13 protein-coding genes are annotated in these 15,866 nt (G+C 62.5%); 9 read left to right on the top strand and 4 right to left on the bottom strand.

Going from position 1 to position 15,866, the window contains the following annotated elements; all coding sequences use genetic code 11:
- Positions 1-168 precede the first annotated feature (168 nt).
- From V6767_RS16695 to V6767_RS16680, 4 genes are read left to right on the top strand one after another with little or no spacing between them, the layout of a single operon-like run.
- On the top strand, positions 169-993 hold the full coding sequence (locus V6767_RS16695; protein ID WP_448474500.1) for an ABC transporter permease: 825 nt from the start codon (positions 169-171) through the stop codon (positions 991-993).
- Positions 986-1,789: an ABC transporter permease gene (locus V6767_RS16690; RefSeq protein WP_448474499.1), complete on the top strand. Its 804-nt coding sequence runs from the start codon at positions 986-988 to the stop codon at positions 1,787-1,789. Before V6767_RS16695 ends, V6767_RS16690 begins: the two co-directional genes overlap by 8 nt.
- A 10-nt stretch (positions 1,790-1,799) precedes the next feature.
- Positions 1,800-2,831: an ABC transporter ATP-binding protein gene (locus V6767_RS16685; protein WP_448474498.1), complete on the top strand. Its 1,032-nt coding sequence runs from the start codon at positions 1,800-1,802 to the stop codon at positions 2,829-2,831.
- Positions 2,832-2,871: 40 nt separating this feature from the next.
- On the top strand, positions 2,872-3,849 hold the full coding sequence (locus V6767_RS16680; protein WP_448474497.1) for a LysR family transcriptional regulator: 978 nt from the start codon (positions 2,872-2,874) through the stop codon (positions 3,847-3,849).
- Here V6767_RS16680 and modC read toward each other — a convergent pair.
- The 3 genes from modC to modA are packed head-to-tail and all read right to left on the bottom strand — an operon-like array spanning position 3,839 to position 6,364.
- On the bottom strand, positions 3,839-4,915 hold the full coding sequence (modC, locus tag V6767_RS16675; protein WP_448474496.1) for a molybdenum ABC transporter ATP-binding protein: 1,077 nt from the start codon (positions 4,913-4,915) through the stop codon (positions 3,839-3,841). The genes V6767_RS16680 and modC overlap by 11 nt on opposite strands.
- The gene (modB, locus tag V6767_RS16670; RefSeq protein WP_448474495.1) at positions 4,912-5,577 is read right to left on the bottom strand and encodes a molybdate ABC transporter permease subunit; all 666 of its coding nucleotides are present in this window, start codon (positions 5,575-5,577) and stop codon (positions 4,912-4,914) included. Before modB ends, modC begins: the two co-directional genes overlap by 4 nt.
- 37 nt (positions 5,578-5,614) lie before the next feature.
- Positions 5,615-6,364, bottom strand: a complete 750-nt coding sequence (modA, locus tag V6767_RS16665) for a molybdate ABC transporter substrate-binding protein (protein WP_448474494.1) — start codon at positions 6,362-6,364, stop codon at positions 5,615-5,617.
- A 172-nt stretch (positions 6,365-6,536) separates the two neighbouring features.
- Here modA and V6767_RS16660 point away from each other — a divergent pair, with 172 nt between their 5' ends.
- From V6767_RS16660 to V6767_RS16640, 5 genes are all read left to right on the top strand, one after another.
- A complete protein-coding gene (locus V6767_RS16660; RefSeq protein ID WP_448474493.1) occupies positions 6,537-8,957 on the top strand; it encodes a beta-mannosidase in 2,421 nt (806 codons plus the stop codon).
- Positions 8,958-9,185: 228 nt separating this feature from the next.
- Positions 9,186-10,934 (top strand): ABC transporter ATP-binding protein, encoded by a 1,749-nt coding sequence (locus tag V6767_RS16655; RefSeq protein WP_448474492.1) that lies wholly within the window; start codon positions 9,186-9,188, stop codon positions 10,932-10,934.
- Between the two features lie 245 nt (positions 10,935-11,179).
- Positions 11,180-11,596 (top strand): universal stress protein, encoded by a 417-nt coding sequence (locus V6767_RS16650; protein WP_448474491.1) that lies wholly within the window; start codon positions 11,180-11,182, stop codon positions 11,594-11,596.
- Positions 11,597-11,677: 81 nt separating this feature from the next.
- On the top strand, positions 11,678-13,291 hold the full coding sequence (locus tag V6767_RS16645; RefSeq protein ID WP_448474490.1) for a BCCT family transporter: 1,614 nt from the start codon (positions 11,678-11,680) through the stop codon (positions 13,289-13,291).
- A gap of 536 nt (positions 13,292-13,827) precedes the next feature.
- Positions 13,828-14,550 carry a GntR family transcriptional regulator gene (locus tag V6767_RS16640; RefSeq protein WP_448474489.1) on the top strand — a complete coding sequence of 241 codons (723 nt, stop codon included), beginning with the start codon at positions 13,828-13,830 and terminating at the stop codon, positions 14,548-14,550.
- Between the two features lie 50 nt (positions 14,551-14,600).
- Here V6767_RS16640 and apbC read toward each other — a convergent pair whose 3' ends face one another.
- Entirely contained in the window at positions 14,601-15,707 is a 1,107-nt protein-coding gene (apbC, locus tag V6767_RS16635; RefSeq protein ID WP_448474488.1) for an iron-sulfur cluster carrier protein ApbC, read from the bottom strand.
- Between the last annotated feature and the right edge of the window lie 159 nt (positions 15,708-15,866).

Below are 15,866 nucleotides of genomic sequence, written 5' to 3'. Positions count from 1 at the left end.
GACATATCCATTCGTGAGGGCGTTCGCGGTGATAGACTCCCCCCTCACTGTCGCTGTCGCGACATCTCTCCCCTCCGGGGCGAGAAGATTGGGGGGGCTATGCGGGACGGATGCGCTATGGTTGGACGCTTCGACCGCGCGCAGCATCGATAAAAGGAAACTCAGCGGATGAAGTCCGACCGTGCAGAAAACGCGCTTCTGGTGTCGCCCGGCCTGCTGCTGCTGGCGCTGGCGTTCTTCCTGCCGATCGCGCGCATGCTGATGCTGTCGGTCATGGGGCCGGAAGGCTTCACCCTTGCCCATTTTGCCGAGTTTATCCGCGAGCCCTACTATCTCAACGTGCTGTGGCGCACGATCCGGCTGTCCTTCATCATCACGCTGATCGCAGCGCTTGTCGGCTTTCCGCTTGCCTATGTCATGGCGCGCGCTGGACCCCGGCTCAGGCTGTGGCTGATCATCGTGATCCTGCTGCCGCTGATGACCAGCGTGGTGATCCGCACCTTCGGCTGGATGGTGATCTTCGAACGCGGCGGCATTATTTCGTCGACGCTCTACGATCTCGGGCTGGTGAAGCGCAATTTCACGCTGATGCGCACCGAAACCGCGATCGTGATCGGCATGGTGCAGGTGCTGCTTCCGTTCATGACGCTGTCGATACTCGGCGTCGTTACCCGCATCGACCAGCGGCTGGAGGAAGCCGCGCGGACCATGGGCTGTTCGTTCCTGCAATCGTTCCGGCATGTGGTGTTGCCGCTTGCCATGCCGGGGATCGCCGCTGGTTCGCTTCTGGCCTTCACGCTGTCGGCGAGTTCGTTCGTGACGCCCAGCCTGCTCGGCGGGCCGCGCCTTCAAGTGCTGGCCGCCTCGATCTATTCCTCGGTCACGCAAACGCTAGACTGGCATTTCGCAGCCGCCCAGGCCGTGATCCTGTTCCTCGGCATCGCGCTCACCCTCATCCCCTATTTCAGGCTGACGGGAGGCCGTCATGGTTAAGGCCGTTCCGCTGTGGCTGAAGATCGCGACGGTGGTGTTCATCGCGCTGATCGTGGTGGTCATGCTGGCGCCGCTGGTGGTGGTGATCGGCACCTCGTTTTCGGCCAACCAGTTCATCGCCTTTCCGCCGAAAGGCTTCTCGCTCGAATGGTATCAAAAGGTGCTGTCGTCGAGCGCCTATCTCTCATCCGGCGCCTTGAGCCTCGGCATCGCGCTTCTGGTGACGCTCTCCTCCGTCACCATTGGCGGCGCGGCGGCGATCGCGATCCATCGTCGGCAATTGCCGCAATCGGAAATGCTCGGCGCGCTGTTTCTGTCGCCGCTGATCCTGCCGACGATCATCTACGCCATCGGCCTGTTGATGTTCTGGAGTGCCGCTTTCGGGCCGGTCTCCTTCGTCACGCTGTGGATCGGCCATACCGCGATCACGCTGCCCTATGTGGTGCGCACCACGCTCGCCGTTTTGAGCGAGTCCGATCCCTTCATCGAGGAGGCTGCCCGCACCATGGGGGCGGGGCGCATCCAGCGGCTCGTGTTCGTGGTGCTGCCGCAATGCCGGCCGGGGCTTGCCGCCGGCGCGTTCTTCGCCTTCAACATTTCGTTTGACGAGGCGGTGCTGTCGCTGTTTCTGCGCACCCCGGACATGACCACGCTGCCGGTGCAGATCTACGGCCAGCTCGAATTCAGCCCCGACCCGTCCGTCGCCGCGGTCTCCACGATCATGATCGCGCTCACCGTCATCCTCATTCTGGTTATCGACCGCGTGCTCGGTATCCGGAAATTCGCCTCTGCCTAGGAATATAATCATGTCGGATATTCATCTCGATCGGATCAGGAAGTCCTACGGCAAGGTGGAGGTGCTTCACGGCATCGACCTCGCGCTGTCCTCGGGCGAATTCGTCAGCCTGCTCGGCGCATCCGGCTGCGGCAAGACCACGCTTTTGCGCACCGTTGCCGGGCTTGAGGCCGTCACCGGCGGTCATGTTGTCATCGACGGCCAGGATGTGACGGGACTGCCGCCGGAAAAGCGCGATATCGCGATGATGTTCCAGTCCTACGCGCTGCTGCCGCATCTGAGCGTTTACGAGAATGTCCGCTTTCCGCTGCGCATGCGTCGCATCGGCGCGCGCGATGAGCAGGATGAGCGGGTCAAGGCGGCGCTGGAGACGGTGCAGCTCGGCCATCTTTCCGACCGCTATCCGCGCCAGCTTTCCGGCGGCCAGCAGCAGCGCGTGGCGCTGGCCCGCGCCATCGTCTCCAACCCGAAAGTGCTGTTGCTCGACGAGCCGCTTTCCAACCTCGACGCCCGGCTGCGCGAGGACATGCAGGTGGAGCTGATCGAGATCCACCGCCGCCTCGGGCTGACCACGCTGTTCGTGACCCATGACCAGGAGGAGGCGCTGAGCCTCTCCGACCGGGTGGTGCTCCTGAACGCCGGCAAGGTCGAGCAGGAGGGCGCGCCTTCCGAGATCTACGCCCGCCCGGCGACCGCGTTCGTCTCCGGCTTCATCGGCTCTGCCAATGTGTTGAAGGGCGAGCTTGAGACGGGGGGCATCGTGGTGCTGGAGGATGGGCAACGCCTCGCGGTTTCGGCGGAAGCGCCGGCCGGGCCGGTCTCGGTCGTATTGCGGCAGGAGGACCTGACCGTCGCAGCTTCTGGCGAGGGGCTGAAGGCGAAGGTCAAGACCCGGGTCTATCTCGGTGCCCGCAACCGTTATGTGCTGGAGCTTGCCAGCGAGACCATCCGCATGCTCACCGACAACGAGACCGTGCTGCAGCCGGGCGACGAGGTCGCGCTTTCAATCGATCCCGAACGCATTCGCGTTCTCGCCCGCTGAGCCACTTTTGATTGTGAGACCGCGCGGAGGCTGGTAGCGTATGGCGATGCGCATCATCGACATGGCCACCTTCGTGGCGCTTGCCCGCAACCGGCATTTCGGCCGCACCGCCCGGGAGCTGAACACCACCCAGCCGGCCATTTCCTCGCGCCTTGCGATTCTCGAGCGCGATTACGCCTGCCGGCTTGTGGAGCGCGGCGACCGCGAATTCCGCCTGACGCCGGCGGGCGAGGAGGCGCTGCGCGTTTTCCAGGACGTTCTGGAAAAGCTCAACACGCTAAAATCCGACCTGAAGGAGGGCGGCAGCGACGCCGCCTATATCGTGCGCATCGGCGCGATCGATTCCGTGGTCGCCACCTGGATGCCGGATTTCATCGAGGCGCTGAGCCAGGCGATGCCGAACCTCAGGGTCGAACTGACGATCGAGGGCACGCGCGACCTCATCGCCGGCCTCGCCCATGGCGAGTTCGATCTGATCTTCGGGATCGAGCCCGCGATCGGCGACAGTTTCCGTTCCTTCATCATCTGCTATTATGAGATGGTCTGGGCCGCGGCCCCTGCTGTGGTTGACCGCAACACCACCTACAGCGTCGACGAATTGTCGCGGATGCCGATCATCACCTTCCCCAAGGGCACGCCGCCCTATGCCTATGTCGCGCCCTATTTTCAGGACGAACGGGTGCTGGCCTCCAAGCTGACGAGTTCCAACTCGCTGTTTGCGATGATCAATCTGCTGATCGGCGGCTTCGGCCTCGCCGCGATCCCCTCGGTCGCGATCGCCCGCGAGCTGGAAAACGGCCTGCTGTGCCGGGTGAGCGTGACCAAGCCGTTTCCGCCGATGCCGATCGTCGCCACCTACCAGACGACCGTCGGCCAGAACATCTTGCGCAGCGTCGCCGATCACGCCCGTAGCAGCGCCGCCGAGTTCTGCCGCAAGATGTCGTCGGAAAGCGCCTGGGTGCCGGGGGATAGCGGGTCCGCTACTGCCGAGCAGGAACGCGGCCGCATCAATCGATGATCGCCACCGACTTGATCTGGGCATAGACGGCCATGCCGGGCTGCAGGCTGAGGAGATTGGCCGACCGGGCGGTGACGCGCGCCATGATAAGCCTGCTGCCGATCTCCAGATGCACGATCATGACGGAAGGATGATCGCCGCGGGCGATCTCGCGCACGATCGCCGGCACGCGGTTGATGATCGAGACATTCAGGTTTTCGGTGAGCGCGATCGAGACGTCGCGGGCATGGATCATCAGGCGCACCGGCTCGCCGACCGCCCTGCCGGTATGGGCGATCCACAGCGCGCCGCCTTCGAACTTGGCGAGCGCGAGCTGCCAGCGCAGGTCGATATCGGCGATCCGCGCGTCGATCGCTATCCCGGCGCGGCGCTCATGCGCCATCGGCAGGTCGAGGCGGGCGAGCGTTTCGGCGGTGGGCCCGGCGGCGATCACGCGCCCGTCGCGCATCACCGCCAGATGATCGGCAAGCCGGGCCACCTCGTCGGGCGCATGGGTGACGTAGAGCACCGGAATGGACAGGCTTTGCCTGAGGTTCTGAAGATAGGGAAAGATTTCCTGGCGCGCGTGGATGTCGAGCGCCGACATTGGCTCGTCCATCAACAGCAGTTTCGGCTGCGACAGCAGCGCGCGGGCGATCGCGACCCGCTGGCGCTCGCCGCCGGAAAGCCGCGCCGGCATGCGCTCCAGAAGGTTGGAAAGACCGAGCAGTTCAACGAGTTCGTCGAACCGCGCCTTGCCGTCGCGCTTCGCCCGCTTCTCGCCATAGCGCAGGTTGTCGCGGACGGTTAGATGCGGAAACAGATTGGCCTGCTGGAAAACGTAGCCAACCTCGCGGCGATGCGGCGGGCGGAAGTGCCTGCCGTCCTGCCAGACCTCGCCATCGATCGAAAATGCCCCGTCCGGCAGGTGTTCCAGTCCCGCGAAACAGCGCAGCAGGCTGGTCTTGCCGCAGCCGGAGGGGCCGAACAGCGCGGTCACGCCGCTTTTCGGAAACCGGAAGGATGCATCGAGCAGAAACGCGCCGAAACGGCCGGCGAAACGGGCGGAAAGTCTGTCACCGGTCATGGAAAGCGCCTCCGCATGCGTCGCTCGATCAGCATTGTCGACAGGATGACGAGGAAGGAAAACGCCAGCATGCCGGCGGCAAGGATATGCGCCTTGCCCCATTGCAGGGTCTCGACATAGTCGTAGATCGCCACCGAGAGCACCTTGGTCTTGCCGGGAATATTGCCGCCGATCATCAGCACCACGCCGAATTCGCCGACGGTATGGGCAAAGCCGAGGATCGCGCCGGTGATGAGGCCGGGGCGGGCAAGCGGCAGGGCTATGGAGAAGAAGCGGTCGACCGGTCCGGCCCTCAGCGTTGCTGCCGCCTCCAGCGGATCATTGCCGATCGCCTCGAAGGCGTTGCGGACCGGCTGCACGGCAAAGGGCAACGAATAGATCACCGAGCCGACCACGAGGCCGGCAAATGTGAAGGGCAGGGTGAAGCCGATGGTCTTGCCTATCGCGGCCCCCAGCGGACTTTGCGGGCCGAGCGCAATCAACAAATAGAAGCCGAGAACCGTTGGCGGCAGGACCAGGGGGAGAGCGACGATTGCGCCGATCACTTCCTTCCACCATGTCTGGGAACGCGCCAGCCACCACGCAAGCGGCACGCCCAAGATCATCAAGAACACGGTCGTGACGCCGGCAAGTTTCAGCGTCAGGAATACGGCTTCCCACATTATTTCCGCTCCAGGGCCCATTCCCGACTGCCAGGAATCACGACGGCAGCCGGTAGCCGTGATTTCCGACAATTTTGCGGGCGGCATCGCCCTTCAGGAAGTTCATAAACGCCCGCGCCGCGATATTGTTCTCGCCCTTGTTCAAAAGAACCGCGCCTTGGGCGATCGGGCTGTACAAATCGGTCGGCACTTCATAGCGCGAACCGGCGGGCTCGCCGACAAGCTGGGACAGCGCGACGAAGCCGAGCGCGGCATTGCCGGTGGCGACAAACTGGTAGGCCTGGGTGATGCTTTCCCCTTCGACCAGCCGTTCGCGCAACTGTTCGTAGACGCCGAGCGACGTCATCGCCTCGACTGCTGCTGCGCCATAGGGCGCGGTACGCGGATTGGCGATCGCCAGCTTCGCGAAGCGTTCGGGATGAGACAGAACCGCGCCGTCGGGATCCACGAGGTCGGGATCGGTGCTGTAAAGCACCAGCGCGCCGAGCGCATAGACGAAGGCGCTGCCCTCCACCGCGTATCCTTCGGCAATCGCGCGCGCGGGGCGCTCCTCATCGGCCGCGAGAAACACGTCGAAGGGCGCGCCGTGGATGATCTGGGCATAGAGCCTGCCGGTGGAACCGAAACTCAGCACTGCTTCGTGGCCGGTCTCCTCGTGAAAGGCCTTGGCGATCTCCTCGGCGGCGCCGGTGAAATTTGCGGCGACGGCAACGGTGACTTCGTCGGCGGCGGCCGGCGTTGCCGCAAGCGGCAGGAGCAAAAGGGCGAGAAGGAAAAGACGGCGCATCATGGTCTCCAGGGACGGATACGGGAAATGTGCCTGCTGATTGCGCAGGGGTCAAATGCGCCCTGCGCGACAAGACGCCGCAAAATTCTGCCGACCCCTCTTTAAAATCGGTTTAGAGAGAACCAAAAAGCCTCTAGTAAGGTGTCGTTTCAATTCAACGGACGGAAGCAGCATGACGGATATTCTCGATCTCAACGACGACTGGGTGTTTTCCTCCGACGCTCACAACAGTTCCGTCACGCTGTCCGCGCCCGGCGATGTCCATTCCGCGCTACTGGCCGCCGGCGCGATCGAGGATCCCTATTTCCGCGACAACGAGCCCAGAACCGATTGGGTTCATGAAGCGGAGTGGATCGCCGTCAAGCGCTTCCAGCTTTCCGATATCGAGGGCGGCCGGTTCACGCTGCGCTTCGAAAGCGTCGATTGCCTCGCCGAGGTCAGCGTCAATGGCAAGCCTGCCGGGCGCTGCGAAAGCCAGTTCCTGCGCTATGACTTCGACGTGACCGGGCTGTTGCGTGCGGGCGAAAACGAGATCGCGGTGCGGTTCCTCTCCAATTCGCGCGAGGCGGAAAAGCGCGCGAAAGCCTCCGATTTCCCGATTCCCTATACCAAGAACAGCCGGATCGGCCATTTGAACTTCCTGCGCCGGGCGCAATGCCATGGCGGCTGGGACTGGGGGATTGCGCTGTCGCCACTCGGCTTCTACGGCGATATCAAGCTGGTGCGCACCGGCGATCTGAAGCTCGACGATGTCGTGATCCGCCAGCGCCATGCGGGCGGCGCGGTGGAACTGGACGTGACCTTCCATGCCTTCGCCTTTGCGCCGGCTGAGGCCGAGGCGGTCGTCGAAATCGACGGCAAGCGGGCGACGGGCATGCTGACCGCATGGCCCGGCGAGAACCGGGTCACGGTGACCGTTCGCGTTGACAATCCGCGGCTCTGGTGGCCGGCGGGCCACGGCGAGCAGGCATTTTACGATCTCGCGGTTTCGCTTGGCGATGAGCGCCGTGATTTCCGCATCGGCCTGCGCAGTGTTGCACTGCTGACCAATGCCGACGAAATCGGTCATCGCTTCGCCTTTCAGATCAACGGCCGCGAGATCTTCATGAAGGGCGCCAACTGGATTCCGGGCGATGCCCTGCCGGCCCGGGCGACGCGCGATCAGGTGCGCGACCTGCTGATTTCTGCGGTCGAGGCCAATATGAACATGATCCGCGTCTGGGGCGGCGGGCAGTATGAGGCCGACTGGTTCTACGACCTCTGCGATGAACTCGGCATCATGGTCTGGCAGGATTTCATGTTCGCCTGCAGCCACTATCCCGCCCATGAGCGCGGCTTTCTCGATCTGGTCCGCGTGGAAGCCCGCCAGCAATTGCGCCGGCTGTCGCGCTTCGCTTCGATCGCACTGTGGTGCGGCGACAATGAGCTTGTGGGCGCGCTCAGCTGGTACGAGGAGAGCATCGAGAACCGCGACCGCTATCTCGCGATCTATGACCGCCTCAACCACGCGCTTGAGGAGGCGGTGGAGGACGAGGATATCGGCCTGCCGTTCCGCCCGTCATCGCCCTCGGTCGGACGGCTCGATTTCGGCGATGGCTGGCATGTCGATACGTCCGGCGACATGCATTTCTGGGATGTCTGGCACTCGGCCAAGGATTTCGAGCATTACCGCACGGTCCGCCCGCGCTTCTGCTCGGAATTCGGCTTTCAGTCGTTTCCTTCGATGCGGGTGATCGAAAGCTTCACCGCGCCGGAAGACCGCAATGTCTCCTCCGCCGTCATGGACGTCCACCAGCGCAATATCGGCGGCAACAGCCGGATCGTGGAAACCATCGCGCGTTATTTCCGCTTCCCCGACAGTTTCGAGGATATGGTCTATCTGAGCCAGCTTTCGCAAGGGTTGGCGATGAAGACGGCGATCGAGTTCTGGCGTTCAAACAAGCCGCGCACCATGGGCACGCTGTTCTGGCAATTGAACGACACCTGGCCGGTGGCAAGCTGGTCGAGCCTCGAATATGGCGGCGGCTGGAAGACGACGCAGTACCTCGCCCGTCGCTTCTTCGCGCCGCTGATGGTGACGGCGGAACCGGACCCGGAAACCGGGGCGATCGTTCTGCTCGCGGTCTCCGATATCGAGGACGAAAAGCCGATCACCGTCAGGCTGCGCACTGTCGATGCGACCGACGGCGCGGTCTTTGAGCTGGGAACCTATGACGTGGTTACCAGCGTGGAGACGGTGGTGGAGATCGCCCGCATCCGCCCCGAAAGCCTGGGCGAAAGCACTTTCCTGCTGTTCGACTGGCGCGATGGCGACGGCAATCATCTCGGCGAAAACGAGTATCTGCCGCAGCGGCCGAAAGCCTATCGGCTCAGTGAGCCGAACATCACCGTCCACGCTGAAGACGACCGGATCACACTCGCAACTGACCGCCCGGCGCTCTATGTGACCTATGACCACGGCGGCGACGATATCTATTCCGACAATTGCTTCACGCTGCTGCCGGGCGAAGACAAGGTGCTGACGGTGACCCGCAGACGGACCTCGCATCTTCCGCGCGAAGGCGTCCCGGCGCTGCGGTATTTGAGGGGCTGAGAAGACACACCTCCGTGTTGTTCTTCGTTCACCGGAACGTGCGGGCCTTGCCCTTGCGCGACGATTGGCCTATTTGTCGGCGCCCAATGCCGAATGGGACGATGAGCGCACGACAGTGTTGCCGCGCGACAGCGAAGGGCCCTAATCGATATGGAACAACGCATCCCAATGCCCAGAACCTCCGTTTTCAAGCGTCTTCTCGACAGAGCACTGGCGCGCTTTATTCCCATGGCGAATCGCAGCCTGCTTTATCGGCTGTTGTCGGAAAATCTGCGCGCCCAGGCTCCCTGGTATGCTCTGGCGACGGTCGCCATGCTCATTGTCGCCGGCATGACTGCGATGAGCGCCTGGATCATGAAGGATATCGTCAACGAAACCGTGGTTTCGAAAGACATGAACCGCATGTTCATGCTTGCAGGCGGTGTGGCGCTGATCTTCATCGTCAAGGGCGTCGCGACCTATTTCCAGATCGTGATCCTGAGCAAGGCCGGAAACAATATCATCGCCAGGACGCAAAGCAGCATCTTCAGCCGGATACTGCAGCAGGATCTGAACTTCTTTATCCGGTTTCCGTCCTCCGATCTTGTCATGCGCCTGACCAACAATGCCCAGGCGGCAAGGACGGCGATGGATCTGATCCTGACCTCGGCGATCCGCGACCTGTTTTCGCTGGTCGGACTGGTCATCGTCATGTTCATCCAGCAACCGGTCCTTTCGCTCGTTTCCTTTGTTCTCGGGCCGGCGGCCTTTATCGGCGTTCGCTACCTGACCAACAAGGTCCGCCATATCATGCAGCAGGAACTGACCGCCTTCACCAAGATCATCGAAAGCGTTCAGGAAGCTTCCACAGGCGTTCGGATCATCAAGGCATTCGGCCTTGAAGAGCACATGCGCTCGCGTATGGACCGGCAGGTCACCCAGGTGGAGCATCGCGCCAACAGCATTGCCCGGCTTTCAGCTGCCACAAGCCCGATCATGGAAACGCTGTCGGGCCTGGCGATCGCCGGCGTGATCGCGCTGAGCGGTCTTTGGGTTGTCGGCGGCAGCCAGACACCCGGGGAGCTGATGTCGTTTATCACGGCGCTGCTTCTGGCCTATGAGCCGGCCAAGCGGCTGGCGCGCATGCGTGTGAATCTTGAGACCGCGATGGTCGGTGTCAGAATGATGTATGAGATCAAGGACCATCCGATCATGCTGACCGAAGCCGAAAACGCCCGGCCGGTCCCTCCGGGCGGTGGCGAGATCATCTTCGACAATGTCGGTTTCTCCTATGACGAGAATAAACCGCTGTTCAAGAACCTGGACCTCGTCTTCCCCGCGGGCAAGACCACGGCTCTGGTGGGTGCGTCCGGCGGCGGCAAGTCAACAATCATCAATCTCGTCATGCGCATGTTCGATCCCGACGAAGGCGCGATCACGGTCAACGGCCTCGATCTCCGGCAGGTGTCTTTCGAGTCGCTCCGCGCGCACATGTCCTATGTCGGTCAGGATACATTCCTGTTCAACGGCACGGTAAGAGACAATCTGGAGCTTGGTCGTCAGGGTGCCACCGAAGAGGAAATCATCGAGGCGGCCAAGGCGGCGCATGCGCATGATTTCATCATGAACATGAACAATGGCTATGACTCGCTCGTCGGCGAAAACGGCGGCAATCTTTCCGGCGGCCAGAAACAGCGTCTGGCCATTGCCCGAGCGATGTTGCGCGACGCCGATATCCTGATCCTCGACGAGGCGACCAGCGCGCTCGACTCCTATGCCGAATCGCTGGTGCAGGATGCGCTGAAGCGGCTGACCAAGGATCGCACCACGATCGTCATTGCCCACCGTCTCGCAACCATCACGTCGGCCGACAACATCGTCGTTCTCGAAAACGGGAAGATCCTGGAGCAGGGGCCGCAGCGCGAGCTTCTGGCCCATGACGGGCCCTACCGGCGCCTTTACGAGTTGCAGATCCTTCCCCAGCTCGAAGAGGCCTGATCACCGTCCTCCGATTTTTTTGAAAAGCCATGGCTGCCCTTGCGCGCCATGGCTTTTTTGTGTCCGCTTCACCCCGACGCAGCGACAATATGCCTCGCTCGATTTGCGGGGCATGCGGCGAAATGCTAAACAGAATGTGGCTTTTTCGTGATCGGCATATGTCGTGCTGGCGGAAAGCCCCACAGGCATTGTGGAAGAGGGAAGGAAACCGGCGGGTCGGCAAACCCGCAAATCCAGGAATCGCGATGTTTACGAAAATCATGGTACCCGTCGATCTGGCCCATGCGGAGAAGCTTGAGCGCGGCCTGAAGGCTGCGGGTGATCTCGGCAAGCTCTATGGCGCATCCGTCGTCTATGTCGGCGTCACATCATCGGCGCCGGGTGCGCTCGGCCACAATCCGGAGGAATACCGGCAGAAGCTCGAGGCCTTTGCGAAAGCGCAGGAATCCGAACACGGCTTGGCGACCGACAGTCATGTTGTTGTCGCCCACGATCCGGCCGTCGACATCAACCAGTCGCTTGCACGCTCCGTCGATGAACTCGGCTGCGATCTGGTGGTGATGGCAACCCACGTGCCCAACCTTGCCGACCATTTCATGCACTCCCACGGCGGCCAGCTTGCGACCCACACCAAAGCCTCGGTGTTCCTGGTACGCGGCTGAGCCGTTTGAAGATTAGACATCGCGGATCGTCGGACGCCCAAGTCCGGGCCGATGCGTCGAAGTGAAACAAGGAGATATTATATGTCCGACACGGGGATACCCGAGCCTGAAGGCGAGACAGACATCATCGATACCGATTACGAGATCGGCCAGGACAATATCACCACCAATATCGGTCCGTTCGGTCTCGACATCCATAACCCGGTCTTTCTGATCTCGGGTCTTGCCGTCGTCGCCTTCGTACTGGTCACGCTCGCCTTCCAGAATCAGGCTGAGGCCGTGTTCAACGGCATGCGCGACTGGCTGACCTCGACCTTCGACTGGTTCTTCCTTCTGGCCGGCAACGTCTTCGTGCTGCTCGGCATCTATCTGATCTTCTCGCCCTACGGCAAGATTCGCCTCGGCGGCGCGGACGCCAAGCCGGATTATACCTATACCGGCTGGTTCGCGATGCTTTTCGCCGCCGGCATGGGCATCGGGCTGATGTTCTACGGCGTTTCCGAGCCGATTTCGCACTACACGTCGTCGATCGCGGAGAATGCCGGCACGCCGGATAGCTGGGCCCCGCTCGGCGGCGCGCCGGGCGACACGGTGAAGGCGCAGTCGCTTGCCATGTCGGCGACGATTTTCCACTGGGCGCTTCATCCTTGGGCGATCTACGCCATCGTGGCGCTGGCGCTGGCGCTGTTTTCCTACAATAAGGGTCTGCCGCTCGCCATGCGCTCGGTGTTCTATCCGATCTTCGGCGAACGCGTCTGGGGCTGGACGGGCCATGTCATCGATGTGCTGGCGGTTCTCGCGACCCTGTTCGGGCTTGCGACCTCGCTCGGCATCGGCGCGGAACAGGCCAATGCCGGCCTCAACCATATCTTCGGCCTTCCGGTGAGCGAAGTCTCCAAGGTGGTGCTGATCGTCTTCATCACCGGCATCGCGCTCACATCGGTGGTCGCGGGCATGGATGCCGGCGTCCAGCGGCTTTCGAAGATCAACATGGCGCTTGCGGCCCTGCTGCTGCTGTTCGTGATCGCCGTCGGTCCCACGCTTGCCATTCTTAGCGGCATATTCACCAATTTCGTGGATTATGCCCGCTATCTGCCTGAGCTCGCCAATCCGTTCGGCCGGAGCGACAAGAACTTCCTGGATGGCTGGACGTCGTTCTACTGGGCCTGGTGGATTTCCTGGTCGCCCTTCGTCGGCATGTTCATCGCCCGCGTTTCGCGCGGCCGCACGGTGCGCGAGTTCATCACCTGCGTGCTGGTCATTCCGTCGGTTGTCTCGATCATCTGGATGACGGTGTTCGGCGATACCGCGATCCGCGAGATCATCGTCAACAACTACGAGGCTCTTGCCCAAGCGCCGCTCGATCTGAAGCTGTTCATCATGCTGGAGGCACTGCCGCTGGCGACGATCACATCTGTTATCGGCATCGTCCTCGTCATCGTGTTCTTCGTGACCTCGTCGGACTCCGGCTCGATCGTGATCGACACGATCACCGCGGGCGGCAAGGTCGATGCGCCGGTGCCGCAGCGCGTGTTCTGGGCAAGCTTCGAGGGCCTTGTGGCGATCGCGCTGTTGCTCGGCGGCGGCCTAACGGCGCTGCAGGCGATGGCCGTGTCGACGGGCTTCCCGTTCACCTTCGTGCTGTTGCTGGCCTGCTTTGCCATCGTGAAAGGGCTCAGAAGCGAGCCGCGATAGGCCCATCGTGGCGGAGCATATTCAAAGGCGGTGTCCCCAGCGGGCGCCGCCTTTTTGTTTGGGGGCTTCGCGACTGTTTTCCGCGTCGCACCGGCTGAAAAAATGCAAATCGATTTACAACCGGCGCGGCGGCTTGCAACTTTCGCGTAATCGCTGTAGGCAAGTGTACAACCTGTCACAACGTTAAAGTGCGGGCAGGAAGGGTCAACCGAGTTGTATTTCCGATGACATTTTCTGATTATCAACGCTTTCAGTCTTCTTTTTCAGCCGTCGCCGCGTGCCCGATCGGGGCCCCGGCGTTTTCCCCTGTCCGGCATTGCAGCCGGAGGTTTTGGAGCGGCGAACGCCACCGGACGATCTGGTGACGCGTCCGGACATGGCGAGCGGCAGGTCTCGATGAAGGCCCGGCGGCGACGTCGAAGCCGCAGCGCCGAGCTCGCCTGCGCGGCCTATGCCGCATTTCCGGCCTAATCCAGGTTCTTTACCAGCGTCTGACGATTATTCGTCAGATCACTCTCTGTTTTCGGAGAAAGTGAATGAGCGCACCGCGACACAAGCAACTGACAAGGGCCCTGCGTGAGGAGCTCACCTCCGGCCAATTCAAGGTCGGCGACAGACTGCCACCTGAAGTGGAATTTGCCGCCCAGCGCGGCGTGAGCCGCACCACGCTCAGGCGGGCGTTGAGCGAGCTGGAGGCGGAGGGTCTTGTCGCCCGGCGCAAGCGGGTCGGTACGATCGTGACCGCGCTCACGCCCCAGCTTCATTTCCGGATGAGAACCAACTCACTGGCGGAGCTGATGCGCCTTGAGCGCGAAACCGTGCTCGACATCTGGACCACCCGGATGGTGGCGGAGAGCGAGGAGCCGCTGTTGCGGGGCAGGGGGTGTCACGACGGGAAGTGGCTGGAGGTGATCGGCGTCAGGCGCATGTCGGGCCGGCTACGGGCGTTTTGCTGGAACCACATGTTCATTCCCGGCCGCTATGCCGGGCTTGAGCCGTCCTTAGCGCGTCACGGCCTTGCCTCGGTCTCGGGCCTGGTCGCGGAAATCTATGACCGGCCGGTCGAGCGGGTTGTGCAGAATGTCAGCGCAATCGCCTGCCCGCCGGCGGCCGCCGATGCCATCGGCATCTCGGCGCTTTCCCCGGCAATGGCGATTGAATCGGAAGTGTTCAGCCGGGATGACGAGCTGATACTCCTGGCGCACGCGATCTACGACGCCGCCCGGTTTCAGCTCCGAAATGAGGCAAGTCTCTATTGAGGCCGTGTCCGGTCTGTCGGGTCTGACCTCTGTCAGACGTCGAGCTGGCGCTATTCGAAAACGATCGACGGCGCCGAGCGGGTGCGGGCATTGAGGCCTTCGTGGACGGCCTTGGCGATCTTCCGGTAGGCCGTCGCATGCGGTCCATCAGGCTGATCGACGACGACAGGCGTGCCGGCATCCGATTTTTCGCGGATGTCGATCGCGAGCGGCACCTCGCCCAGAAACGGGACGCCGATCTTCTCCGCTTCGTCTTTCGCGCCGCCATGGCCGAAAATATTGTGGGTCGCGCCGCAATCGGGGCAGATGAAGGTGCTCATGTTCTCGACGATGCCGAGCACGGGCACCGAGACCTTGTTGAACATTGCGATCGCCTTGCGGGCGTCGATCAGGGCCAGGTCCTGCGGGGTCGAGACCACCACGCTGCCGGCGAGCGGCACCTGCTGGGCCATGGTGAGCTGGGCGTCGCCGGTGCCGGGCGGCATGTCGACCACCAGCACGTCGAGCTCGCCCCAGGCAACCTCGCGCAGCATCTGCATCAGCGCCGACTGCACCATCGGCCCGCGCCAGATCACGGCGGTGCCCTCATCAACCAGAAAGCCGATCGACATCACCTTCAGGCCGAATTTTTCCATCGGCATGATGGTGCGCCCCGGGCCCTGCATCGGACGACCGGAAAGGCCGAACAGTCTCGGAATGGACGGCCCGTAAATATCGGCGTCGAGCAGGCCGACCTTCAGCCCTTCGGCGGCAAGGCCAAGCGCCAGATTGACCGAGGTGGTGGATTTGCCGACGCCGCCCTTACCGGAGGCGACCGCGATGATTGAGCCGATGCCCGGAATATCCGGCTTGGCGGGTTGATCCGGTTTTTTCGGCGGCTCGGTCGAGCGCGGTTTCTGATCGCTGGCCGGCTTGTCAGCGGTCAGCGTCACGAAGGCCTGGCGGGCGCCGGGGATGGATTCGGCCGCCTTGGCCGCGGCCTGCCGCACGGGTTCAAAGGCTTTTGCGTCCCCGCCCGGCACGGTCAGCGAGAAATAGATCTTCCCGTCGGTCACGAAAATGTCGGAGACAAGCCCGCTGAAGGCAAGCGGTTTGCCATCGGGAAGTTTGACGGCTTCAAGGCTTCTGAGAACTTGCTGGCTGGTGATTTCGGTCATGAAACTGATCCTTGGGTGTAAGCCCTAGATAATGGGAAATGCCGCACGCGCCAATGGCAAAGCCGGGGCAAAGCCGGAATCCAGACTTTCGGCGCAATGGTTTTTTGGCAAGGGGGCGACATCCGGAGCAGCCGGACAGAGGGCGGCGGCAAGTCTTCC

Source organism: Martelella sp. FLE1502, assembly GCF_053484255.1.
Note: the sequence above shows the minus strand (reverse complement) of the source record. Positions and strands in the feature narration are given on the sequence as shown.

Coding starts and splice junctions, on each gene's coding strand:
- V6767_RS16695 (WP_448474500.1), top strand. CDS start 169: ATGAAGTCCGACCGTGCAGAAAACGCGCTTCTGGTGTCGCCCGGCCTG.
- V6767_RS16690 (WP_448474499.1), top strand. CDS start 986: ATGGTTAAGGCCGTTCCGCTGTGGCTGAAGATCGCGACGGTGGTGTTC.
- V6767_RS16685 (WP_448474498.1), top strand. CDS start 1,800: ATGTCGGATATTCATCTCGATCGGATCAGGAAGTCCTACGGCAAGGTG.
- V6767_RS16680 (WP_448474497.1), top strand. CDS start 2,872: ATGGCGATGCGCATCATCGACATGGCCACCTTCGTGGCGCTTGCCCGC.
- modC (WP_448474496.1), bottom strand. CDS start 4,915: ATGACCGGTGACAGACTTTCCGCCCGTTTCGCCGGCCGTTTCGGCGCG.
- modB (WP_448474495.1), bottom strand. CDS start 5,577: ATGTGGGAAGCCGTATTCCTGACGCTGAAACTTGCCGGCGTCACGACC.
- modA (WP_448474494.1), bottom strand. CDS start 6,364: ATGCGCCGTCTTTTCCTTCTCGCCCTTTTGCTCCTGCCGCTTGCGGCA.
- V6767_RS16660 (WP_448474493.1), top strand. CDS start 6,537: ATGACGGATATTCTCGATCTCAACGACGACTGGGTGTTTTCCTCCGAC.
- V6767_RS16655 (WP_448474492.1), top strand. CDS start 9,186: ATGGCGAATCGCAGCCTGCTTTATCGGCTGTTGTCGGAAAATCTGCGC.
- V6767_RS16650 (WP_448474491.1), top strand. CDS start 11,180: ATGTTTACGAAAATCATGGTACCCGTCGATCTGGCCCATGCGGAGAAG.
- V6767_RS16645 (WP_448474490.1), top strand. CDS start 11,678: ATGTCCGACACGGGGATACCCGAGCCTGAAGGCGAGACAGACATCATC.
- V6767_RS16640 (WP_448474489.1), top strand. CDS start 13,828: ATGAGCGCACCGCGACACAAGCAACTGACAAGGGCCCTGCGTGAGGAG.
- apbC (WP_448474488.1), bottom strand. CDS start 15,707: ATGACCGAAATCACCAGCCAGCAAGTTCTCAGAAGCCTTGAAGCCGTC.